This window comes from Pseudomonas sp. B3G-3, from assembly GCF_028640915.1.
GTDB classification, from domain to species: domain Bacteria; phylum Pseudomonadota; class Gammaproteobacteria; order Pseudomonadales; family Pseudomonadaceae; genus Aquipseudomonas; species Aquipseudomonas chlororaphis_I.
On sequence record NZ_JAQZAB010000099.1, the window covers coordinates 1 to 22,323 of the forward strand.

The 22,323-nt window shown below is 64.9% G+C and carries 16 protein-coding genes; 7 read left to right on the forward strand and 9 right to left on the reverse strand.

The features are described 5' to 3' along the window. Positions 1-3 precede the first annotated feature (3 nt). A complete protein-coding gene (locus PVZ80_RS12610) occupies positions 4-648 on the reverse strand; it encodes a hydrolase (RefSeq protein ID WP_016702824.1) in 645 nt (214 codons plus the stop codon). Positions 649-1,050: 402 nt separating this feature from the next. Here PVZ80_RS12610 and PVZ80_RS12615 point away from each other — a divergent pair, with 402 nt between their 5' ends. Then, positions 1,051-2,409 (forward strand): OprD family porin, encoded by a 1,359-nt coding sequence (locus tag PVZ80_RS12615; protein WP_257373424.1) that lies wholly within the window; start codon positions 1,051-1,053, stop codon positions 2,407-2,409. Positions 2,410-2,479: 70 nt separating this feature from the next. On the opposite strand, the gene PVZ80_RS12620 is transcribed toward PVZ80_RS12615, so the two are convergent. The 3 genes from PVZ80_RS12620 to PVZ80_RS12630 all read right to left on the reverse strand — a co-directional run bounded on the left by PVZ80_RS12620 (position 2,480) and on the right by PVZ80_RS12630 (position 5,390). Then, the gene (locus tag PVZ80_RS12620; RefSeq protein ID WP_273863982.1) at positions 2,480-3,130 is read right to left on the reverse strand and encodes a DsbA family protein; all 651 of its coding nucleotides are present in this window, start codon (positions 3,128-3,130) and stop codon (positions 2,480-2,482) included. A 29-nt stretch (positions 3,131-3,159) separates the two neighbouring features. Further along, positions 3,160-4,059 (reverse strand): LysR family transcriptional regulator, encoded by a 900-nt coding sequence (locus tag PVZ80_RS12625; RefSeq protein WP_016703082.1) that lies wholly within the window; start codon positions 4,057-4,059, stop codon positions 3,160-3,162. Between the two features lie 116 nt (positions 4,060-4,175). Then, positions 4,176-5,390, reverse strand: a complete 1,215-nt coding sequence (locus PVZ80_RS12630) for an MFS transporter (protein ID WP_016703083.1) — start codon at positions 5,388-5,390, stop codon at positions 4,176-4,178. Positions 5,391-5,692: 302 nt separating this feature from the next. On the opposite strand from PVZ80_RS12630, the gene PVZ80_RS12635 reads away from it, so the two are divergent. The 5 genes from PVZ80_RS12635 (at position 5,693) to PVZ80_RS12655 (ending at position 12,207) form a co-directional block, all read left to right on the forward strand. After that, complete coding sequence (locus tag PVZ80_RS12635; RefSeq protein WP_273863983.1) at positions 5,693-6,958, forward strand: c-type cytochrome; 1,266 nt, start codon at positions 5,693-5,695, stop codon at positions 6,956-6,958. Continuing rightward, complete coding sequence (locus PVZ80_RS12640; protein WP_124311481.1) at positions 6,955-7,428, forward strand: (2Fe-2S)-binding protein; 474 nt, start codon at positions 6,955-6,957, stop codon at positions 7,426-7,428. Before PVZ80_RS12635 ends, PVZ80_RS12640 begins: the two co-directional genes overlap by 4 nt. Then, positions 7,425-9,662, forward strand: a complete 2,238-nt coding sequence (locus PVZ80_RS12645) for a xanthine dehydrogenase family protein molybdopterin-binding subunit (RefSeq protein WP_273863984.1) — start codon at positions 7,425-7,427, stop codon at positions 9,660-9,662. Before PVZ80_RS12640 ends, PVZ80_RS12645 begins: the two co-directional genes overlap by 4 nt. A 225-nt stretch (positions 9,663-9,887) precedes the next feature. Further along, positions 9,888-11,051 (forward strand): FAD binding domain-containing protein, encoded by a 1,164-nt coding sequence (locus PVZ80_RS12650; protein WP_009049606.1) that lies wholly within the window; start codon positions 9,888-9,890, stop codon positions 11,049-11,051. Positions 11,052-11,094: 43 nt separating this feature from the next. Beyond that, the gene (locus tag PVZ80_RS12655) at positions 11,095-12,207 is read left to right on the forward strand and encodes an alkene reductase (protein ID WP_273863985.1); all 1,113 of its coding nucleotides are present in this window, start codon (positions 11,095-11,097) and stop codon (positions 12,205-12,207) included. Between the two features lie 92 nt (positions 12,208-12,299). Here the strand turns inward: PVZ80_RS12655 and PVZ80_RS12660 are convergent, their stop codons facing one another. From PVZ80_RS12660 to PVZ80_RS12680, 5 genes are all read right to left on the reverse strand, one after another. Continuing rightward, positions 12,300-15,179, reverse strand: coding sequence for an ATP-binding protein (locus PVZ80_RS12660; RefSeq protein WP_273863986.1), 2,880 nt, complete (start codon positions 15,177-15,179; stop codon positions 12,300-12,302). Positions 15,180-15,441: 262 nt separating this feature from the next. Then, the gene (gene dctA / locus PVZ80_RS12665; protein WP_016703088.1) at positions 15,442-16,764 is read right to left on the reverse strand and encodes a C4-dicarboxylate transporter DctA; all 1,323 of its coding nucleotides are present in this window, start codon (positions 16,762-16,764) and stop codon (positions 15,442-15,444) included. A 502-nt stretch (positions 16,765-17,266) separates the two neighbouring features. Beyond that, a complete protein-coding gene (locus PVZ80_RS12670) occupies positions 17,267-17,524 on the reverse strand; it encodes a hypothetical protein (RefSeq protein ID WP_273863987.1) in 258 nt (85 codons plus the stop codon). Positions 17,525-17,602: 78 nt separating this feature from the next. Then, positions 17,603-18,541, reverse strand: a complete 939-nt coding sequence (locus tag PVZ80_RS12675; RefSeq protein WP_009049610.1) for an AraC family transcriptional regulator — start codon at positions 18,539-18,541, stop codon at positions 17,603-17,605. 22 nt (positions 18,542-18,563) lie between these two features. After that, positions 18,564-19,397 (reverse strand): oxidoreductase, encoded by an 834-nt coding sequence (locus tag PVZ80_RS12680; protein WP_273863988.1) that lies wholly within the window; start codon positions 19,395-19,397, stop codon positions 18,564-18,566. A gap of 2,058 nt (positions 19,398-21,455) precedes the next feature. Here PVZ80_RS12680 and PVZ80_RS12685 point away from each other — a divergent pair. After that, positions 21,456-21,968, forward strand: a complete 513-nt coding sequence (locus PVZ80_RS12685) for an H-NS family nucleoid-associated regulatory protein (protein WP_273828090.1) — start codon at positions 21,456-21,458, stop codon at positions 21,966-21,968. Positions 21,969-22,323 lie beyond the last annotated feature (355 nt).

The following is a 22,323-nucleotide window of genomic DNA, read 5'->3' on the forward strand; positions in this document are numbered from 1 at the left end:
GGCTTACTTGACCTGACGCTGCGGCGCCTTGTGCACCATGGTGTAGGCATAGTCCACGCCCATGCCGTAGGCGCCGCTATGCTCGCGCACCAGGTCCATCACCGCGTCGTAGGTTTCCTTGTGCGCCCAGTCGCGCTGGAATTCGAGCAGCACTTGCTGCCAGGTCACCGGCACCGCGCCGGCCTGGATCATGCGCTGCACCGACATGTCATGGGCTTCCTGGGTAGTGCCACCGGAAGCGTCGGTGACGATGTACACCTCATAACCTTCGGCCAGGGCTTCCAGGGCCGGGAAGTTCAGGCAGACCTCGGTCCACAGCGCGGCCATGATCAGTTTCTTGCGTCCGGTGGCCTTGACCGCTTCCACCAGTTTCTTGTCTTCCCAGGAGTTCATCGAGGTGCGCTCGATCGGCTGGTGATCCGGGAACACGCTGAGCAGTTCCGGCCAGATGTAGCCGCTGAAGCTTTCGGTTTCCACCGAGGTGAAGATGGTCGGCACGTTGAAGATCTTCGCCGCCTTGGCCAGGCCCACGGTGTTGTTCTTCAGGGTCTGGCGGTCGATCGACTGCACGCCGAAGGACATCTGTGGCTGGTGGTCGATCAGGATCAGGGCGGAGTTGCTTGGGTTGAGCAGTTCACGGATAGACATGGCGCGTTCCTTTTGATGTCGATAGCTAAGTGGGTTCAAGCGTTGAGTTGCACAATTCGGGGGCTCGGCGCGGGTTCCGTTGGGGAGGCTTTGCTGCCGGCTTGGTGGTTAATTTAGGGCTCAAAACAAAAAGGGACAATCCAGCAAAATCGAGAATCATTGATTCCAAAACAGGGACAATTCAAAAGCTGCCGCAGCGCCCACTGCGAACGACACCTGCCGCCCGCCTGGCCGCACAAACGGCCGAATGCAGCACAGCCGTACAATCCCCGCGCCCTGTAATAGGCAACCATGCTTCGCCTCGATCCGATGGCCACGCCGAGCGGACGCAGGCGTGCCGGCAGTTGCCGGAACCACGGCCAACCGCGTCCTGGGCCACCCACCTTGACGCGAGACATAAGCATGCTGCTTGCCTCGAAACACCTCACCGCCCCCGGGCCGCTGCACCTGCGCCTGAAGCCGCTGTGGCTGCTCGCCTTGCTCAGCGGCGGCGCCCCGGCGCTGGCGACGCAGGGCGCGCAAGACACCCCCGGCTTCCTTGAGGGGGCGAATCTTGAAGTGCTCAGCCGCAACTTCTACCTCAACAACGACTATCGCTCCCCGACCCCGGCCGGCAAGAGCTACAAGCAGGAATGGGCCCAGGGCTTCATCGCCTCGTTCGAGTCCGGCTTCACCCCCGGCACCATCGGCGTGGGCGTCGATGCCCACGGCTTCCTGGGCTTGAAACTGGATGGTGGCAAGGGGCATTCCGGGACGGGCCTGTTGCCGCTGGATCATGACGGGCGCAGCGAAGACCGCTACTCCAGCGCCGGCGGCGCGCTGAAGTTCAAGGCCTCGCGGACCACCCTGGCGCTCGGTGAAATGACCGTGGCGACCCCGGTGTTCGACACCGCCGACAAACGCCTGCAACCGGAATACGCCAGCGGCCTGCTGCTCTCCAGCCGGGAACTCGAGGGGCTCGACCTGCAGGCCGGTCACTTCAACGCCTTCAAGAACCAGGACGCCTCCACCGCCAAGGGCGACTTTTCCGGCTACGGGGCAACCACCCGCCACGCCAGCATCGACTTCATCGGCGCCGACCTGTTCGCCGGCCAGGCGCTGGGCGGCGCCCTCTACGCCTCGGAGCTGAGCGACACCTGGCGCCAGTACTACGCCAACCTGCATGCCAGCCTTGGCCAGCTGTTCCTCGACGGCAACCTGTACCGCACCCGCGACCAGGGCCAGGCCGCGGCCGGCGCCATCGACACCACGGCCTACAGCCTCTCCGGCAAATACCGGATCGATGCCCAGGCGTTCACCCTGGCCTATCAGAAAATCCACGGCGACACGCCCTTCGACTTCGTCGGCGGCGACTCCATCTACCTCGCCAACTCGATCAAGTACGCCGACTTCAACGGCCCCGGCGAACGCTCCTGGCAAGCGCGCTACGACCTCGACCTGGGCGCCCTGGGCATTCCCGGCCTGAGCTTCATGGCCCGCTATGTGAGCGGCCGCGGCATCGACGGCAGCCACGCGCCCCAGGGCGGCGCCTACAACCCCTTCGACAGCGCCAGCGGCACCTACAGCCCGCAACAGGGCCGGGGCGGACGCCACTGGGAACGCGACCTGGACCTGCACTACATCGTGCAATCGGGCCCGGCCAAGGACCTGTCGCTGCAACTGTCCCACGTCAGCCACCGGGCCAACGCCGCCCAGGCCGGCGACGACATCGACAGGCTGTACATCGTCATTCAGTACCCGCTCAAGCTCGGGCCGTTCTGATCCTGCGCGGCGGGCCGAGCCTGCTCCGGCCATGCGCCGGGAAGCGCCGTTGGCAGCGGCCACATGACGGCTAACCCAAGGCATGGGCCACCTGCGTTTCTGCCACCGTCGCGTCCCGCAACACCCGCGCCAGCAGGGCGCCGGGCTGGGCGCCCGAGACCCGGGTGTCGCCGATGCGAAAGGCCGGCAGCACCCCGCCCGACCAACCTGCGGCATCGCGCTTGTGGCGCTGCAATGCGACCGATCCTGCGCCGCTGCTCAGGTAGTCGAGCAGCCGCTCCTGCTCGCGCTTGCCGTCCCCGCCCAGCTCCGCGAGCACCCGCGCATCGCCGATATCGCGGCCCTCGCAGAAATAGGCACGGAAGATCCGCTCGAACAGCGCGGCGCAGTCGCCACCGCGGGCGGCCCGCTCGAGCATCAGGCTGTGCGCCGGGTCGCTGTCGACCAGGCGCTCGATTCGCTCGAAGGCAAAATGCAGCCCCAGCGCCTGGCCGGCCCGGGTGATCTGCGCTTCGAACAACCGGCTGCGCGCCAGGCTGCCGAACCGGCGCCGGGCGTACTCGCCCTGCTCGATGCGGCTGGCGGGAAGGTCGAACGCGCAGCGGCTCGGCACATAGACGATCGGCCGTGGCCGGTGCGCCGCCGCCATGGCCTGGCGCAGGTTCAGCTCGCCGATCCAGCACCAGGGATTGATGAAGTCGTACGCCAGATGGGCGCGCAACGCTGTCTTGCTCGAGACCCGAGCGAGGCTCAGGCGGCGAGGATTTCCTCGAGGAACTCGATAAACACATTGATGCGACTGGAGCCGCGGTGGTTGGGCAGGTACAGCGCGTTGATGCAGGTGCTGGCAGTGCCGGGATTGACCTCGTACTGCTCCAGCACGCGGGTCAGGCGGCCCTGGCCGACATCGTCGCGCACCAGCCAGTCGGCCAGCAGCGCCACGCCGCCACCGGCCAGCGCCGCCTCGCGCAGGATGTCGGCGTTGTTACTCTGCAAGCGCCCCTGCACACCCAGGCGCTGGGGCTCTTCGTCGCCCTGGAAGGTCCAGTCCTGGTGCACGCCGCCATAGTCGAAGCGCAGGCACTGGTGCTCCAGCAGGTCGCTCGGCTGGCGCGGCAGGCCGGTGCGCGCCAGGTAGTCGGGGCTGGCCACGACCCAACGCTGGAAGTCGCCGATCTTCTTGCTGACGATGTCATCGCTGACCACCGAGGAGCCGAGGCGCACCGAGACATCGATGCGCTCGCTGATCAGGTCGCTGACCCGGTCGCTCAACGACAGGCTGATCTCCAGCCCCGGATGGCGTTCGAGCAAGCGCCCCAGGTGCGGGGCGATGATGCGCCGGCCGAACTCCACCGGAACGCTGGCCCGCAGATGCCCCTGGGCCTCGCTGCCACGGTCGGCGACGCTGGCGTCGGCTTCGTCGATGGCCTCGAGAATCGCCACGGCCTTGTCGAAATAGGCCTGCCCGGCGAGTGTGACACTGGTGTTGCGCGTGGTGCGATTGAGCAGGCTGGCGCCCAGCTCGCTTTCCAGCCCCGCCACCTGCCGCGTCACCGACGACGTCGACAGGCCGAGCTTGCGCGCCGCCGATGAGTAGCCACCACAGCGCACGGTTTCAACGAACATCTTCAGCGCCAGCAACTTGTCCATAAGCCGATTCCGCGAGCGAAAAATCAAGCCAGGGACTATGCCTGAGCACGCACCGAGTGTCTTGTACGGTTGTGCTCAAGCACCGTGGCCTGCGCTTGCTCCTTCGCCCCGGATCCTCAGCCCTGGCGGTAGTGACGGAGCAGAAACAGCAGCAGCGCCAAGCCAGGGACCGCGGCAATCGAAGTCGCCGACAGGCTCCACCCCACCTGCTCATACAGCGGGCTGGCCACCAGCGAACCCAGGGCGCCGCCGACGAAGATGCTGGTCATGTACACCGCATTCAGGCGCGCCCGGCTGTGCGGGTCGATGGCGTACACCTCACGCTGGCCAAGCACCATGTTCAGCTGCACGGCAAAATCCAGCAGCACCGCGCACACCACCAGCCACAGGTAGCCACTGCCCGGCAGCGCCCCTATCAGCAGGGACAGCGGCGCCAGCAACAAGGCCACGAGAGTGCCGCGCTGGCCATGCCCGGCGTCGGCCAGCCGGCCGGCGATCGGCGCCGCGATCGCCCCCACCGCGCCCACCAGGGCGAACACCGCCACCTGCGCCTGGCTGAAGCCGTGCTGGCGAATCAGCTCGATGGGCACGATGGTCCAGAACAGGCTGAAGCTGGCGAACAACAAGCCCTGGTACAAGGAGCGCTCACGCAGGCCGGCATGGCGGCGCGCAAGGGCGAAGACCGAGCCGATCAACTCGCCATAGGAGGACTGATGCGTCGGCATGCGCCGTGGCAGGGCAACGGCCATCACGCAGGCGATCACCGCCATCAGGCCCGCGGCGCTGAAGAACACCCCGCGCCAGCCGAACGCCTGGGCCAGCAGGCTCGACAGCGGGCGCGACAACAGAATGCCCAGCAGCAGCCCGCTCATGATGTTGCCGACCACCCGCCCGCGACTTTCCTCGGGCGCCATGTGCGCGGCCAACGGCACCAGAATCTGCACCGCCACCGAAGTCAGGCCGATGAGCAACGACAGCGCCAGGAACAGCGAAGGCGACTCAGTAAAGCCCGCGGCGATCAGGCACAGGCTCACGGCGAGCGTGAACCCCACCACCAGGCGGCGGTTTTCCATCAGGTCGGCCAGGGGCACCAACAGCAGCAGGCCCGCGGCGTAGCCGAGCTGGGTCAGCGAGACAATCAGGCTGGCATGGGCGTTCGACAGGCCGATCTGCGGGGCGATCAGCTCGACGATCGGCTGGGCGTAGTAAAGGTTGGCGACGACCGCGCCGCAACAGAAGGCCAGCAAGGCCACCAGGGCGCCAGAGAGGGTGGCGGGCCGTTCGCCCTTCAGCGCCGTGCTGGCCGTCGTTGCAAAGTTGCCGGTAGGCATGATGAAACCTCGTTCGCGTGGAGAAAAGTTTCGCCAAGGCTAGGCGCGACGCTCAATCGGGAGAATCCACCGCCGGGGCAATTGAGCGATGCGCATCACGCAACGATCCCGGCGTTGCCGATGGCGCAAAAGGTCTTTGCGCGGTTTGCCAATACCGCCGTCCACCCCCCTTCTCTACCCTTGGGCACTTGCCACGGGGCGGTCCGTCACCGCTCTCCTCTGCGGCTCAAGGAGACTTCCATGACCTCGACTGCATCACTGTCCGCCCGCGCGGATTCCACGGACCAATGAAGGGTGACCCGATGAACGCCAGGCAGTTGTGGCTGGGCGCCGTGGTTCTCGCCACGGCAGGCGCGATAGGCGCCGCGCTGTTGATGTGGCGCCCGGCGATCGCGCCGGCCGAACCGCCACAACGCTTCGAGGCCGCCCAGGTGCAACGCGGCGCGCGGGTCGCCGAAGCCGGCGATTGCGCGGTGTGCCATACCCGCCCCGGCGGCCGCTACCTGGCCGGCGGGCTGGCGCTGGTGACGCCGTTCGGCACGCTCTACAGCACCAACATCACCCCGGACGCCGGGACCGGGATTGGCCAATGGTCATTGCCGGCCTTCGAGCGGACGATGCGCGAAGGGGTCGCCCGCGACGGGCACTTGCTGTATCCGGCCTTCCCTTACGCCTACTACCGGCGCATGACGGACGGGGACATCGCGGACCTCTACGCCTATCTGATGAGCGGCCCCGCCGTGCATTCGCCGGCCATGCAGAACCGGATGAATTTCCCGATGAACATCCGCCCGCTGGTGTCGTTCTGGAACCTGCTGTTCCTGCACGCGGAGCCCTTGGCGCCCGTGGCGCAGCAGTCCGCAACCTGGAACCGTGGCCGCTATCTGGTCGAAGGCCCCGGCCACTGCGCCGGCTGCCATTCTCCGCTCAACCCGCTGGGCGCCGAGCAGTCCGCCCAGCATCTTGCCGGCGGCATGGTGGACGGCTGGCAGGCGCCGTCCCTGCTGGGCCTGGCCGACCGCGCCGCGCCCTGGAGCCGCGAGCAACTGGCGGGCTACCTGCGGGCTGAGGTGGTCGAGGGTCATGGCACCGCCGCCGGGCCGATGCGACCGGTCAGCCTCAGCCTGGGCAACATGCCGGGCAGCGACGCCGAGGCGATTGCCGACTACCTGCTGAGCCTCAAGGACCCCGCTCCCGCCGCACCCGCTTCAGCCACCGCGCGCCCCACCGAAGTGGTCGAGCAGGCGCCTGGCGCCCAGTTGTTCCAGAGCGCCTGCGCCGGTTGCCATGGCCCGGCCGCGCCGATGCGCCAGATCGATGGGCGCCCGGCCCTGGAGCGGACGTCGGCGCTGCATGCCTCAAGCGCGCGCAACTTTCTCAAGACCGTGCTCGAAGGCGTGCCCGCCACCCCGGGGTTGCCCGGCCCGGTCATGCCGCCCTTCGCTGCCAGCCTGGACAACCAGCAGCTGGCGGCGCTGGCCTCGTTCCTGCGCGAGCAGGCCAGCCCGGGCCAGCCGTGGGCCGACCTTTCTTCCACCCTTCACGAATTACGCCAGGAGGCGCAATGACCCACATGACCCTCAACGTCAACGGCTCGCCCCATGCGTTGGAGCTGGAGCCCGACATGCCGTTGCTGTATGCCCTGCGCAATCACCTGGGGCTCAATGGCGCCAAGTACGGTTGCGGCCTGGGCCAATGCGGAGCCTGCACGGTGCTGGTGGATGACCGGCCGGTCTTTTCCTGCCTGACGCCCTGCAGCGGCCTGGAAGGCAAGGCCGTCCGCACGGTGGAGAGCCTGGGTACCGCGGAGCGCCCGGGGCCTTTGCAAAAAGCCTTTATCGAGGCCCAGGCCGCCCAGTGCGGCTACTGCATCGCCGGCATGCTGATGCGCGCCCAGGCGTTGCTGGAGCGCGACCCTCATCCGGACGAAGCCACCATTCGCGAGCATATGGCGAGCAACCTGTGCCGCTGCGGCACCCACCTGCGGATCATCGACGCCATCGGCCGCGTGGCCAGGCAAGAGCGGCGCGCCCCATGACCCGGCACCATGAAGTCGACCAGGGGCGCCGCGCGTTCCTGCGTGGTGGCGCGCTGGTGCTGGCGTTCACCCTGGTCCCGGCGGCGCGCCAGGCGCTGGCCGACAGCGAAGTCGATACCCTCGGCACGCTGGTGCTGGCGCCCGATCTGCCGGGCAGCCTGCGCACCAATCCCTACCTCGATGCCTGGATCCGCGTCGCGGCCGAAGGCGTCACCGTCTACACCGGCAAGGCCGAATTGGGGACGGGGGTGAAAACCGCGCTGTTGCAGATTGCCGCCGAACGCCTGGACCTCGCGCCAGACGCGATCACCCTGCTTACCGCGGACACCGCCCTGACGCCCAACGAAGGCTACACCGCCGGCAGCCACAGCATTTTCGACAGCGGCACGGCCCTGTTCAACGCCGCGGCCCAGGTCCGGCAATTGCTGCTGGCGTCGGCCGCGCGCAGCTGGGCCGTCGACGCCGCGCTGCTGACGACGCACGAGGGCCAGATCCAGGGCCCGGCCGGGCAGCGCATGCCTTATGCCGAGGCGGTCAAGGGCGTGGACCTGCACCACTATGCGCAGGCGCAATCGCCCTCGATGCCGCCGTCCGCGTTCAAGCTGATCGGCCACTCGCTGCCTCGCCTGGATATCCCGGCCAAGGTCAGTGGCGGCGCCGCGTTCGTCCAGGACCTGCGCCTGCCGGGCATGCTGCATGCCCGGGTGATCCGCCCGCCCCGCCCTGGCTGCCGCCTGGAAGCCTTCGATGCCGAGGCGCTCAAGGCCCTGCCCGGCGTGGTGCGGGTGGTGCAGGACGGCAACTACCTGGCGGTGGTCGCCCGGGATGAGTGGCAAGCCATCAAGGCGATGCGCAGCGGCTATGAGCAGGCCCGCTGGAGCGCTGGAGAGGCGATCCCCGAAGCGCGAGACATCCACGCGCTACTGACCCGCCTGCCCGCGCGCCGCTACCCGATCAGCCATGAAGGCAACCCGGCCCCCGGCGCCCGCGCCAGCTATCGCGCGCGGTTCAGCAAGCAGTACCTGATGCATGGTTCCATCGGCCCGTCCTGCGCCGTGGCCTGGTTCAAGGACGGTGTGCTCACGGTCTGGACCCACACCCAGGGGGTCTACCCGCTGCGCGCGGGGATCGCCGAGATGGTCGGGCTCGCGCCGGAGCGGGTGCGCTGCATCCATACCGAGGGCTCCGGGTGCTACGGCCACAACGGCGCGGACGACGCGGCGGCCGATGCCGCATTGATCGCGATGCGGCTCGCCGGCACGCCGGTGCGCGTGCAGTGGATGCGCGAGCAGGAAAACCTCTGGGAGCCCTACAGCTCTGCCATGCTCACCGAGGTCCAGGCCAGCCTCGATGCCCAGGGCCGATTGCAGGACTGGGCCTATGAGCTGTGGACCACGCCGCACAACGAACGCATCGTCAATGCCGGCCGCCTGATTCCCGCGCGGCTGTTGGCCCGGCCATTCGTTTCCGCGCCGTCGATCCCCATCGCCCAGCCCGAAGGGGATGGCGATCGCAATGCCGTGCCGCTGTACAGCCTGGCGTCCACCCGCATCGACATGAACTTCGTCACCCGCATGCCGTTTCGCACCTCCGCCATGCGCTCGCTGGGGGCCCACATCAATATCTTCGCCATCGAAGCCTGCATCGATGAACTGGCCGCCCGGGCCGGCGCCGATCCGGTGGCCTTGCGCCTCGCTCACCTGAGCGACCCGCGGGCGCGGGCGGTGGTCGAACGGGTGCGGGACGCCAGCGGCTGGCCGCACAAGGGCAATGAGCCCGGCGCGGGCATCGGCTTCGCGTTTGCCCGCTACAAAAACATCATGGGCTACTGCGCCATCGCCGTCCTGCTGCGGGTGCATCCACAGACCGGCGAGGTCCAGCTCGATCGAGTGGTCACGGCAGTGGACGTGGGCCAGATCGTCAACCCCGATGGCCTGCGCAACCAGGTGGAAGGCGGCATCGTGCAGTCCGCCAGCTGGACCCTGTTCGAAAAGGTCGGCTACGACCCGGGCGGCGTGCGCAGCTACGACTGGAGCGGTTATCCGATCCTGCGCTTTGCGCAGTTGCCCCGGCAGGTCGAGGTGCATCTGCTCGATCAACCGGGACAGCCGTTCCTCGGCGCCGCCGAGATCGTCCAGGGCCCCATGGCCGCCGCCATCGGCAATGCCGTGGCCAATGCCACCGGCCGGCGCTGGCTGAACCTGCCGCTGACCCGCTCCGAGCAGCCGGCCTAACCCGGAGTCCAGCCGCCGCTTCGGCGGCGGTCCTTTCGCACGCTGCCAAGGCATCGAGGAGCGAGCGGGCCAATCGCCGCGCCCGCCGTCGACTGCCCGCTCGCCGCGTCATGCATCCGTCGCCGTTCAGGGCGTTGCGTTTCACGCAATGCAGCGTAGAGCGGCGGCTGGATTATCACGCGCGGCCCGGCGGATTAGGTTAGTGCCCAACAGGAGGAACACCCCATGCCAGCCACCCGATCGCATCATCCACGTCGCGCCATTGTCATAGGCGGTTCGCTCGGCGGCCTGTTCGCCGGCAATTTGTTGCACGCGGCGAAATGGGACGTCGAGCTGTACGAGCGCTCGGCCCACGACCTCGACAGCCGCGGTGGCGGCATCGTCTTGCAGCCCGAGGTGGTCGAGGCGCTGCGCCAAAGCGGGCGCGAGCTGCCACTGGGCGAACTGGGCGTGCGCTCGGAGTACCGCACGGTGTTTCGTCCCGATGGCTCGATCCGCAGTCATCTGTACATGCCCCAGGTCCAGACGTCCTGGTCACTGCTCTACACCACCCTGCGCGATGCCTTCGGCCCCGAGCACTATCACCGGGGGCAGACGCTGGCAGGCATCGACCAGAGCGAGCCCGGGAGCGTCAGCGCGGTCTTCGACAGCGGGCACCAGGCACAGGCGCAGCTGTTGCTGGGCGCCGACGGCGGCAGTTCCACGGTGCGTCGATTGCTCTGGCCCGACAGCCAGCCGAGCTACGCAGGCTATGTGGCGTGGCGAGGTCTTGTGCCCGAGCGCGCCGTGCCCGCCGAGGTGCGCAATGAGCTGTTCGGCACCTTCGGCTTCGCCAACCACCAGGGCTCACACATCCTCGGTTATCTGGTGCCGGGCACCGACAACGATTTGCGCCCGGGCCACCGGCTCTACAACTGGGTCTGGTACCGGGTCGCCCCGCTGGACATCCTGCCGCGCATCATGACTGACGCCGATGGCCGTGAACGCGGCTTCTCGGTGCCGGAAGGCCGGCTCGCTCCCGCCTGGCGGGACTACCTGATCGAGCAGGCCGAGGCCTTGTTGCCGCCGCAGTTTCGCGCCGTAGTCCAAGCGACCCAGGCGCCTTTTGTCCAGGCCATCCGCGACCTGGCCGTCGAGCAGATGGTCGAGCGCCGGGTAGTGCTGCTCGGCGATGCCGCCGCCATACCGCGGCCGCACACCGCGGCGAGCACCTCAAAGGCCGCCACCAATGCCCTGGCCCTGGCCGCGGCCCTGCGCACCTTTCCCAACGACCTCGAGCGTGCCCTGCGCAGCTGGCAGCCCGCGCAACTGGCACTGGGCCAGAGACTGCGCAGGCAAGGCACGCAAATCGGCAATCACCTGTTGTTCAACCAGGCACCGTCCGCCTGAGCACCCACGGCATCCCGATCGATGCCCTCATAAGGAAATACCCATGACCCAGCACCTGTTCCAACCCCTTGCGGTCGGCCCCTACACCCTGGCTCACCGCGTGGCCATGGCCCCCCTGACCCGCTCCCGCGCCGGCCAGCCGGGCGACCTGCCGACCGCCATGAACGCCGAGTATTACCGGCAGCGCGCGAGTGCCGCGCTGATCGTTACCGAGGCCACGCAGATTTCCCGCCAGGGCCAGGGCTACGCCTGGACCCCGGGGATCTACAGCGATGCCCAGGTGGCGGCCTGGCGTCAGGTGAGCAGCCAAGTGCACGAAGCCGGCGGGCTGATTTTCATGCAGCTGTGGCATGTGGGGCGTGTCTCTCACCCGAGCTTCCAGCCCGACAACGCCCTGCCGGTGGCGCCCAGCGCCCTGCCGGTTCCAGGCAAGACCTTTATCGTCGACGACGAGGGCAACGGCGTCTGGGGCGATGTGCCGGTGCCGCGCGCCCTGCAAGTGGCGGAGATCGCGCAGATCGTCGACGACTATCGGCGCGCGGCGCGCAACGCGCTGAAAGCCGGCATGGACGGAGTGGAAATCCACGCGGGCAACGGCTACCTGCTCGACCAGTTCATCAACAGCAACAGCAACCAGCGCACGGACCAGTACGGCGGCAGCGTGGAAAATCGCGCCCGGCTGTTGCTGGAAGTCGTGGCAGCCGTCGCCGATGAAGTGGGCGCCGAACGCGTGGCGGTACGCCTTACCCCCATGGGGCGCTTCATGGGCATGGGCGACGCAACGCCCGAGGCCACTTTCGGCCATATCGTCCGCGCCCTGAACCGCTGGCCCCTGGCCTATCTGCACCTTGTGGAACCGGCCGTGGTCGGCACCGTCAAGGACGAGAACTTCGACCCGCGCTGGGACGCGATCATCGGGCAACTGCGCACGGAGTGGAACGGCGTGCTGATGCTCGCCGGCGGCTACGATCCGCAATCGGCGGAGCAGGCCCTGGCCGCCAACCGCGCCGACCTGATTGCCTTTGGTCGCCCCTTCCTGGCCAACCCCGACCTGCCCCGGCGGATCCGCGACGGGCTGGCGCTGAATGCCCCCGACCCAAGCACCTTCTTTGGCGGCGACCAGCGTGGATACACCGACTACCCCGTTCATCCATAAGGAGCGATCCCGGTGACCCCGCTCCCGGGCTTATCGAATCGGCCGCGCTTGCGGGGGCGGCCGATACCCGGCGTGCAAAGGGCCGCTTCGGCTTATCGGGGTTCCTCGGGGCCGGTTCCGCCCGCCGGGCCGGACGCGATAGCCTGCCGCAGCGTTTCCAGTGTCGCGGGCTTGAACAGAATCTGGTCCATCCCGGCGGCCATGCATCGCTCCACCGCACTCGCCTCGATACTGGCCGTCAGGGCAATGATGCGACAGCGTGGCAGGCTGCTGTGGGATTCCTCCCAGCGGATCCGCCTGGCGAGTTCGAAGCCGTCCATCCTCGGCATCATGCCGTCCGTGAGCACGATGTCGAAGTCCGCGCTCAACCAGCGCTTGAAGGCTTCCTGCCCATCTTCCGCGACCACCACTCGATGCCCCAGGGTTTCCAGCTGGGTGTTGAGGGTCACCCGATTGAAGGCATTATCTTCGGCCAGCAAGATGGACAACGGAGGCACTTCGGCAGAAACGGTCGGGTCCTGCTGCGCCGCTTCGCCCTCGACAGCGGCTGGAGGGTCACAGATGGGCAGGCTCAATTCGAGGCTGAAGCAGGATCCTTTGCCAGGTTCGCTACGCGGCTTGATCTGGCCCCCCATCAATTGCACCAGGCGGCGGCTGATGTTCAGCCCCAGGCCGCTTCCGGACGCCTGCCCCGCGCCTGGCACGCCCACCTGGGAGAAGGGTTTGAACAGCTTGTCCATGTCTTCGGCGCCAATGCCGATGCCCGTGTCGATGACATCGAGGTCCAGGCGCAAGCTGTGCCCTTCACGACGGGTGCGGGCCTGGAGGATGACGCCGCCGCGCTCGGTGAACTTGATGGCGTTGCTGAGCAGGTTGAACAGCACCTGCTTGAAATGCAGCGGGTCCAGCAGCACCCATGCCTGCAGATCGCCTTCGACCTTGACGTCCAGGGTGAGGCCTTTTTGTCGCGCCATGCCAGTGACAACCGAGGCGACGCCTTCGATCTGCTGGTTGATGAGCACCGGCTCAGGAAACGAATCGATCTTTCCGGACTCGATGCGAGCAATATCCAGCACATTGCCCAGCAGCGACAAAAGCCCCTGGGCCGCTTCCTGGGCCACGGACAGGGATACGCTGTCGGCCTCCCCCTGTTTCGCCCGCAGCAGCGCGAGCTCCTGCATGCCGATGATCGCGTTCAGCGGCGTGCGTATCTCATGGCTCATCGTCGACAGGAAGACACTCTTGGCCTGGTTGGCGGCCTCGGCGCGCTCCTCGGCGGCCCGGGTCCTGCGGACCTGGCGTCGCAGGTAGAACGCCCAGATCAGCGAGATGGCGATCAGGGTCGCGAAGAGGCCGCCCAGCTGGAGAATCTTGTCGCGATGGTCGCGCCAGAAGTCGCTCCCGCCCCTGGCGAAGCGCGGCGCCCAGGCCTGGACTATGTCCGCGACCTCTTCCGGCGTGATTGCCAGCTGCGCCTTCTCCAGGATGCTGCGCAACTCCGGCTGGTGCTTCGCCACCCCGATGCCGATGGGCGTGGAGATGTTCTGCAGGATCCCGGTGACCTGGATGCGATTGTCGAAATACTGGGCCGACAGATAGCGACCGGTGTAGTCGCTGCTCAGGTACACCTCGCTCTGCCCCGAATCGACCGAGCGCATGGCCTCGAGGAACGTGGGGTATACCTTGAGCTGAATCGCCGGATAGTCGCGTCTTATCGTATCGATGAAAAAGTAGCCCTCACCCGTCGCCAGGGTCTTCCCATTCAGATCGGCAAGCCCGGTGAAACGCCGGCCGGCGTGACGACCAGCACTGGTCGCGGTCATCAATACGGTGGAGCTGCGCAGGTACGGCGACAAGACATCCAGTGGCGTCTCGAACAGCTCGGACTGAGGCATGGCCGGGGTCAGAAGCGCGCGCCCCTCGGCGATGAGCCTGTTGGTTTCGAGGGTGTTTGGCGTGCCCAGGTAGGCGAACTTCAGGCCACTGCGCTGGCTGATCAATTCCAGGTAGTCGCGGCCAATGCCGGTGACGCTGCGGTCCCGTCCCAGCTCGCCCAGCGCCCCGAGCGAGTAATTGATGGCCACGGGGACCTGCGGGTGGCTGTCCAGCCAGCGCTGTTCCGCGGGCGTCAGCTTCACGCGCGCTTCGTCGATGCTCAAGCGGCGGCCGGCGCTCCAGCTGCGCAGGATGTCTTCCCCATAGCGCCTGGATATCCTCGGTATCGCCCGGTCGATGATGCCCCTCAGCGTCTCGTCTCCCGGACGCAGCAGGAAGCGGAAGCCCTGGCTGTCGACGGGAGCGAAGTTGTCGATGCGCAGGCCCAGCAGGTAATGGGTTTGCATCAGGTAATGCGAGGACAGGGCATCCCCCAACACCGCATCGACGTCCCCCAGCACCAGCGCTTCGAGCGCGCGTTGAGGCGAATCGAAGTACTCCACCTGGCTATGGGGGTAGGCCTCCCGTACCGCCTGTTCCTGAAGATAGCCGACGGTCATTCCCAGCACGGTACCGGCTTGATTGGGGTCGAAGGGCTGGGCCTGCGAAGTCACCAGCACCGGGCGGTCGGGCAGGTAGGCCTCGCTGAGCAGCAGGCCATTTTCCCGGCCTTCGACATCGCTGCCCGCGCCCAGCAGGTCGATCTCGCCACTGCGCAAGGCCGCCAGCGCGGATGCCCGCGACGAGTAGGCGCGCACCTGCGGCGGCCGTTCGAACATCAGGGCCAGGTAGTCGGCGGTGATGCCCTGGTAGCGATCGCCATAGAACACCGACAGGGGCGGATAATCGAGAAGCACCACCCCGACCCTGAGCGGCCCTCGCCCTTCCAGCCACTGCCGCGCCTTGGCGTCCAGCCAAGGGTGACTGCTTGTGGTCATGCGACCGGACAAGGTGATGTCTTGCGCATGAACCGGAAATATCGGTGAAAGAATACCCAGCAACAGAATGCCAATAGCTGCGAGGGACCTCAGTAGCATGGGGAACCTTCCTTGAGGTACTTGCGAAACCTGGGGCGGCGGACGCGACCCGGCAGGCAGCCCCTGGGAAGTCGTCGACAGTCTTGGGTATTTGCCGGGAATTTTAGGCCTTAGCGGCGCGCAGCGACATAGAAACCAGCAGACAGCGGATACGGCTGCGTTTGTTTTCTGTCATACACGATAGCCGCGGCATTGCAGTAACCACCCCCGTTGCGAGAGGCTGCGCCGTCAAGGCACAGCCCCCCGCCGCAAGCTCATGGCCTCAGGACAACTCGTATTGCTGACGGTTGTTCAATACCCGTTGAGCCTGTTCGCGGTCCAGGTCGCCGACCTTATCGGCCACCACCACGGTGGCCACGCAATTGCCAATCAGGTTGCCCGCCGCGCGTGCCATGCCGATGAACCAGTCGATCGACAACACCAGCACCAGGCCGATCACCGGAATGCTGGGGACTGCGCTCAGGGTCGCCGCCAGGATCACGATGGCCGAGCCCGGCACGCCGTGCGCGCCCTTGGAGGTCACGAGCGACACCCCGAGCACCAGCAGCAGGTCACCTATCGACAAGGGGGTATTGGTGGCCTGGGCAATGAAGACCACCGCCAGGGTCAGGTAGATCGAGAAGGCATCGAGATTGAACGAATAGCCGGTGGGCACCACCAGCCCCACCACTGATTTTTTCACGCCCAGGACTTCCAGCTTGCGCATGATCTGCGGTAGCACCGAGTCCGAGGAGGCGGTGGCCAGGACGATGGTCAGCTCCTCGCGCAGGTAGGCAATGAACTTGAACACGTTGATCCCGGCGTAACGCAACACCGCCCCCAGGATCACGAACACGAAGATCAGGATCGAGGCGTAGAACAGCACGACCAGGGAAATCAGCTGCTTCATCGAACCGACACCGTACTTGCCAACGGTGTAGGCCACTGCCCCTAGCACGCCCAGGGGCGCCAGCCGCACGATCAGCCCCATGGCCTTGAACAGCACCTTGGAAATATCGTCGATGAACGAGGTCACGCGCTCCGCGCTTTTACCCCCCACCAATGCCAGGCTGATGCCGAACAGCAAGGCAAAGAACAGCACCTGCAATACATCGTTGCGGGCCAATGCATCGATTGAGGTGGTGGGAATGATGTTCAGGATGAACGAACCGATGCCGCTGCCCTGGAGCTTGTGGGCATTCTCCGAATAGCTGCTCATGGCCCCGGCATCCAGGGTCGTGGTGTCGATGTTCATGCCATGCCCGGGCCCGAACACGAACGCCAGCAGGATGCCGAGAGCCAGGGCGATGGTGGTCATGATCTCGAAGTAGATCAGCGCCACGCCCCCTACCCGCCCGACGTTTTTCAGGTCGCCCGTACCGGCGATCCCGTGCACCACCACACAAAAGACGATGGGTGCGACGATCATCGAAATCAGCTTGAGAAAACCGTCGCTGAGCACTTTCAGCTTTACCGCGAAATCAGGCACCAGTACGCCGAGCACAATCCCCAGCAACAGGGCCAGCAACACCTGCGAAAAGAGTGATCCATACCAGGCCCTGGCCGGTGGTTTGACTGCGCTCGCAGCATTTGAGTCGTGGTTCATGATGTTTCTCCGTCAAGAATCAACCGAGTCCCTGGCGGGTCGACAACGCTGTCGACCCGCGGACTGCCCCCTCTTCAGCGACTCAGGTCGACGTCTGCCCGGTTGAATATCGGGTGGCCGAACCACAGCGAAGCCGCTTGAAGAATGCATCGTGCATAGCAGCCCCCATGCCACTTCCCGCGGAAAATCATGGATTTATCATTTACCGATCGAAAAACAAGGTCTTACAGGTCTGACCAGCCAAGGAAGCTGTGCGACTCGTCAGTTTTCTCCAGACTCGCAATCGTGCGCAGGTGGAGGCCCATGCCTCAAGACAGCGCAATCTCCCCCGCCGCCCGGGCCATGGAAGCGTGCACGAACGCTCTGAAATGGGGAGTTCAAGCCGTGAGCAGGACTGCTCGGCAACAAGGATGGCAGATGGATGAGCCCCTTCATCGAGACCCGATCCAGGTAAAGCGCGCAGCAGGGTATCCCGGCGGCGGCCAGCGCCGCTGGCGGCAGGTTAGCAACAACCCTGGCGGGTTGTCGGCCGACGTATCTGACCGTACACCGCCAGGCAATGCACCTGGCTGACCCAATGGCTGGGCACGGGCGTCCAGGACTGGGGGTCGTTGCCGGCCTCATCGGTCGATTGAATCACCTCGCCCTCCAGCAGCGGGCGATAACCTGGCGGTGATGTAGGCCGACCGCCAATAACGCTGCCCGCCGCCAGGCCTGGGGCACCATCCGAAGGTTGTTGCGTAGAGCGCTTCGAATCCATATCGCTGAACTCCTGTGGGGTGAGGTTCAAGCGCGAAGCAAAACGCGCGCCACAGACTTGCTCAGGCAGGTGCGAAAACTAATGCGACGAGACATAGACAGATGGCGTAGACGGCGCAGGCAACGCATAGGTCGCCTTCATCCATTCGATCTCCGCCTGGGGCGTTCGGCCGAAGAAGCGTTTGAACTCGCGGCTGAATTGCGAGGCGCTTTCGTAGCCTACGTTGAAGGCCGCCGTCGAAGCGCTCATGGCGTTGCGCAGCATCAGCAGTCGCGCCTGGTGCAAGCGCGTCGACTTCAGGTACTGCATCGGAGAGGCGTTCGTCACGCTGCGAAAGTGCAGGTGAAAGCTGGGCACGCTCATGCTCGCTTCCCGGGCCAGGGACTCCACGTCCAGGCGCTCCTGGTAGCAACTGTGGATCTTGCGGATCGCGCGAGTGACCTTGCCGAAGTGCCCCTGGCGATTGAGCGCGACACGCATCGAGCCGCCCTGCTCGCCCGTCAGGATGCGGTAATAGATTTCCCGCACCAGCGACGGCCCGAGTATCTGCGCGTCACCTGGAGCACTCATCGCCTCGAGAAAACGCAGTGTCGAGGCGCGCAGCAGATCGTCCATCGGCGAGGCATACATCCCCTTGGGCTGGGCGTCGCTGGGCCCGAGGGCTTCATCCACTTGCAGCAGCAACTCGCTGGCCACCTGCAAGTCGAGACGCATGTAGACCGCCAGCATGGGCTCTGCCTCGCTGGCGTCGGTCTCCATGGTGAACGGCACGGGGACCGACACCACCAGGTAATGCTGGGCGTCATAGACATAGACGTCATCACCCAGGTAGCCACGCTTGCGCCCTTGGCACAGGATGACGATGCCCGGGTCATACAAAACCGGGGTACGGGTCAGGGGCCGGTTCGAACGCAGGAAGCGGATATCCTCCAGCGCGCTGAGGTTGTAGCCCTCGATCGGCGCCAGCTTTTCCATCAGTTGCACCATGCGCGAGGTCTGTGAGTCGGCCTGATTCATTGACGGCCCCTTGGCTGACCGTTCAACCATCGGTCGAACGGCTCAGCGCTTCCCATTGATCGATCTCATTGGCCGCCTGCTCCAGTCTGGAACGCACCAGGCTCAAGGCATCGCTGCCCAGCAGCAGGTGTGCGGGTGGCGCCGGACTGGCGATGACCTGCAGCATCGCTTGCGCGGCTTTGCGTGGGTCGCCGGGCTGTTTGCCGCTTTTCTCTTCCCGCGCTTTGCGCACCGGGTCGAAACTGGCGTCATAGTCGCCAATGCTCCGTGGCGTGCGCTGCATCGAACGACCGGCCCAGTCCGTGCGAAACGAGCCTGGCGCCACGGCGGTCACGAAGATATTGAACGGCCGCAGTTCTTTGCTCAGCGTATCGGAGATACCTTCGAGCGCAAACTTGCTCCCGCAGTAGTAGGCGATACCCGGCATGGTGATGGTGCCGCCCATGGAGGTGATATTGAGAATGTGACCGGCACGCCGCTTGCGAAAATATGGCAGGAACGCCTTGGTGACCGCGACCGCGCCGAACACATTGACGTCGAACTGGCGACGCAGCTCCTCCAGCGGCGACTCTTCGAAGATGCCCTCATGACCGTAGCCGGCGTTGTTGACCAAGACATCGACCGGGCCATGAGCGGCTTCGACAGCCGCGACCAGGCTGTCGATCCGCTCGAAGTCAGTGACATCCAGAATCACCCCATGGGCACGATCCACGGAAAGCGCCTGAAACGCCTGCAAGGCCGCTTCATTGCGCACAGTGCCGATAACCCGATGCCCCGCGGCAAGCGCTTCCCGCGCCAGCGCATTGCCAAAGCCGCTGCTGACACCCGTGATAAATAGGGTTTTTATGCTGTTCATGGCGAGCTCCGATAGAGAGGGACGAGGCGGCCATGCTATCCAGGGAAAACCCGGTCACCTATGCCGGTTTGTCTTTGAGCATTGCCTATTCCTATCAGGGTCAATAGTTAAGTGGGTAGTCGCCGATCTCCGCTTCCGCGAGTCAGGTCCGCTCCAGCGCGGCAAAAGGGAAAGAAGCAAAAAGCCTCGGAACAACTAAGCAAGATCGTCGTAGGCTATCGAGGGAAAAGCGCCCTGCCTCAAAATCCGCTCTAGTAAAAAGTCACGTCATGCCAAGGCTGCTACATCCAAACGAGTCTTGAACCAAGGGATGACGGAAAACAGACAGAGAAATGCACTTAAAACCACTGGATACTGCTGGAACGCAGCCGACGTCAGTGGAATATCGCACAAACGAAAAAAGGACCCGAAGGTCCTTTTTTCGATCGCTGCAGAGCTAAGTGGAACTCTGTAGCGCTATGTTTGGAGCGGGAAACGAGTCTCCCATCAACGATATAACTAACTGATTCCAAAGGACTTTTTTGTTAGCCCGTCGAATCAATGGACCGAATTATGGACTAATCGAGCAATCTTGGCAACCCCACCCACAGAAGAAATACGCAAGGCGTGTGCCGATTGCCAGTTCTTTGGTCCACAGTGGCGCAGGCGCATCCCCCTCCCCCCCTCTAAACGTAGATCACACGAAAAACGGGCACAACAAGTGTAGCGCCCGCTAATGCGATGTCCTTCGCTTCCGAATCGGCTACTGGATATCCCCATACGAACCCCAGCCGGGCGAGTAGCTCAGGTCCACCAGCACACGGACGTTGCGGTTGTTGCCCAGCGCCTTCCGATAGTCCATGCTTTTCCAGCCATACGTCGCCTCCATCGCCGCCTAGTCCGGGCGCGGCGACATGCCACCGATGCGATCGACGATCACCGTGCCATGGGACAGTTCCTCGCCAAGAGGGACCCGCAAGACCAGATGCATCTCGGTGGTACTGGACATGTTGACCAGATCCGAGGTCTCGCCCCAGGCAGTGACAAGTTCCTCGCTGTTCCACAGGCTGAGTGCGGAATCACCGCCGACATCGCTCTTGACGAAGTCCTGCACCTGTTCGGCATTGATCCGTTCGACAAAGCCGGCAACCTCTTCAGTGGAGAGCTTGCACTCGATCAGGCGCGACAGGGTCGATGACGTGCTTTCCTAGGCCTGGGTGAGCGCCGGGGCAAGCAGGGCCAGTAGTGCGGCAGCTGCGATGGTTCCAATATTCACGCTCATGGCGTCCCTGCAGTTGGGGGTGCAAGCATCCGGATCTGTGAAAGCGCGGCCATTCTAGTTGGAGTTTCCCTGCGTCTGTGCCTTGCGGAACACCCAATCGCGCGGAATTCGTTGCCAACGATAGTGCCGTAGCTGGCCTCGCAGCAGCCACTGTTCGACCTCCGAGGCAGCTGTGCGGGCTGGGCGCGCGCCAGCCGACAATGGCTTCTCCTTTCATCACTGCGGGGGATACCGACGAAGGGCGGCTTCCGATCTCTCTGGCGGGATCATGTCGGCAGTGGCATAGGCGCGTGCCTTTACACGGAACGGGGCGATACATCCGGTAAGGGCGACGCCAATGGAGAGGGAAAATGCGATCAAAGCCAAGGTTTTCATCGTAGGTTCATGCGGTGGTGAGCTTGTTCTTCTTCAGGAATTTCTGTCGTGCGTTCGGGGGCCGTCATGGAGGCACCAGATGGCAGGTATCCCTCGCGGCAGAGGGGATTCATCACGCGTTCCCAGCCTCCGGACCCTGAGCAGCTGAAACACCCTGCGCAGAAAAGCGGAAGTACGGCACAGACAAAGAGTTGTGCGAGAGGTTTGATGCGCTTTCCATGCATGTGTTGCTCCTGCTGTCTACGGGAGTGTCAGTATCTTTGTGTTTAAGACACTCAGTGCCTGATCCTAGGGAGGATAAGACGTGTCGATGCTATCTCAGCGATACGGGTCAGTGAAGCTTGGGACGGTTCACGTTGGGTAGCCCTGCCCGGGGCGAATGAGCTATAACCCCATTGCCTTCATAAAACGGAACCCCTCCCTTGGCCCTTACGACCCTGAAATCGCTAGACGCCGAAATCAAACTGCTCGAAGCCCAAAAGAAGCTGGTGGAAAAGCGTGACGGCGAGGTGCCCAAAGCACTGGCCGTGCTCCAGAAGTATGCGAAGGTCCTCAGTACTGCCCAACGTCGTCAGGTGGCCAAGCTCATTGGCGAAACCATCGACGCTACACCTGCGCGCACCGCCAGAGCCGCCGTTGGTGTCCGTCGGGGCCGAAAGCTCGGAAAAGTGGCGCCGAAATACCGACTTCCTACCGGTGAAACATGGGCGGGGCGCGGGCTGACACCCAAGATATTTGCCACCTGGGCGAAGTCCGCCGATGGCAAAGCCTGGGCGAAGACCAACCCGGGCGCCAAGTTCCCGCCAGCCGAGGGCACTGTGAAGGACTCCTCCAAGGTGGTTAAGAATGCGGGCGAGGCTCCGAAAAAGACCGCTCGGAAAGCCGTCAATAGACCCACGAAGAAAGCCAGGAAAAAGGCCGACCAGAAGGTCTGATCCAGCTCGGGCTCCTGTTTACGACGCCCTTCTGATGCACCAGAACAAACTGAGTGGAAGCTGCGTGATTGACACCGGGCACTTCCGGAACATGTAGAGCGTGGTCCACCTGGTCCGCGCTGCAATCGATGCGTCGGAGATTGACTTGACCGATATCTACTCATTTGGCCTATGCCTTGCCCTGGCACTGCTCGCATTGAAGCAGTGCCAGGATTCACGCATCGATTGGGCGACATCTATTCGCTCTGGCGCAAGTCTTTCCTGGTAGCAGATATCGTGCTCTGCGGGCCCCTCCGAGAGCGATCAGGCTTGCCCAACGGGAACACCTAAGGCGCCCACCTCTGAATCCTGAGCG

Excerpts from the sequence above, each read along its gene's own strand:
- PVZ80_RS12610 (WP_016702824.1), bottom strand. The coding sequence starts at position 648 with ATGTCTATCCGTGAACTGCTCAACCCAAGCAACTCCGCCCTGATCCTG.
- PVZ80_RS12615 (WP_257373424.1), top strand. The coding sequence starts at position 1,051 with ATGCTGCTTGCCTCGAAACACCTCACCGCCCCCGGGCCGCTGCACCTG.
- PVZ80_RS12625 (WP_016703082.1), bottom strand. The coding sequence starts at position 4,059 with ATGGACAAGTTGCTGGCGCTGAAGATGTTCGTTGAAACCGTGCGCTGT.
- PVZ80_RS12630 (WP_016703083.1), bottom strand. The coding sequence starts at position 5,390 with ATGCCTACCGGCAACTTTGCAACGACGGCCAGCACGGCGCTGAAGGGC.
- PVZ80_RS12635 (WP_273863983.1), top strand. The coding sequence starts at position 5,693 with ATGAACGCCAGGCAGTTGTGGCTGGGCGCCGTGGTTCTCGCCACGGCA.
- PVZ80_RS12640 (WP_124311481.1), top strand. The coding sequence starts at position 6,955 with ATGACCCACATGACCCTCAACGTCAACGGCTCGCCCCATGCGTTGGAG.
- PVZ80_RS12645 (WP_273863984.1), top strand. The coding sequence starts at position 7,425 with ATGACCCGGCACCATGAAGTCGACCAGGGGCGCCGCGCGTTCCTGCGT.
- PVZ80_RS12650 (WP_009049606.1), top strand. The coding sequence starts at position 9,888 with ATGCCAGCCACCCGATCGCATCATCCACGTCGCGCCATTGTCATAGGC.
- PVZ80_RS12655 (WP_273863985.1), top strand. The coding sequence starts at position 11,095 with ATGACCCAGCACCTGTTCCAACCCCTTGCGGTCGGCCCCTACACCCTG.
- PVZ80_RS12660 (WP_273863986.1), bottom strand. The coding sequence starts at position 15,179 with ATGCTACTGAGGTCCCTCGCAGCTATTGGCATTCTGTTGCTGGGTATT.
- dctA (WP_016703088.1), bottom strand. The coding sequence starts at position 16,764 with ATGAACCACGACTCAAATGCTGCGAGCGCAGTCAAACCACCGGCCAGG.
- PVZ80_RS12670 (WP_273863987.1), bottom strand. The coding sequence starts at position 17,524 with ATGGATTCGAAGCGCTCTACGCAACAACCTTCGGATGGTGCCCCAGGC.
- PVZ80_RS12675 (WP_009049610.1), bottom strand. The coding sequence starts at position 18,541 with ATGAATCAGGCCGACTCACAGACCTCGCGCATGGTGCAACTGATGGAA.
- PVZ80_RS12680 (WP_273863988.1), bottom strand. The coding sequence starts at position 19,397 with ATGAACAGCATAAAAACCCTATTTATCACGGGTGTCAGCAGCGGCTTT.